Below are 445 nucleotides of genomic sequence, written 5' to 3' on the forward strand. Positions count from 1 at the left end.
TCGGTGCCCGGGGCGTCGCCGGGTCCGCCGGCGATCCCCTTGGGCAGGCCGTCCTCGTCGAGCAGACCCTGGGGCGTCAGCGTCGCCGGATCGCCGTCACTGTCCGGCGTGGTCGGGGTGTCATCGGTGGCTGGCGGATAGCTCGCGGTGGTGCTGTCGCCATCACCGTCGGTGATGGTGATCTCGAAACCAGGCACCTTGGCGGGCGAGCCGTCGCCCGGCTCATCAGGGGTAAAGGTCCAGGTATTGTCCGGCTTGACCACCAGGGTGCCGCCATCGGTGTCGATCGGCGTGTCCAGCGGGTATTCGGTGTCATCGCCGGGCAGGGTCACCACAATCTCGGCCTGCTCATCACCACCGCCATCCTGGACCCAGGTGCCGCTCAGACTGCCGTCCTCGTTGGGTGCCTCGGGGCCCTCGATGGTCACCGTCGGCATATCATCGT

At 68.1% G+C, this 445-nt stretch carries 1 protein-coding gene; it reads right to left on the reverse strand.

The annotated features are described in order from the left end of the window. A partial coding sequence (locus C9F12_RS22305; protein WP_162816569.1) for a hypothetical protein occupies positions 1-445 on the reverse strand: 445 nt, incomplete at both ends.

Source organism: Halomonas sp. BN3-1 (assembly GCF_003056325.1).
In the GTDB taxonomy this organism is placed as follows: Bacteria; Pseudomonadota; Gammaproteobacteria; order Pseudomonadales; family Halomonadaceae; genus Halomonas; species Halomonas litopenaei.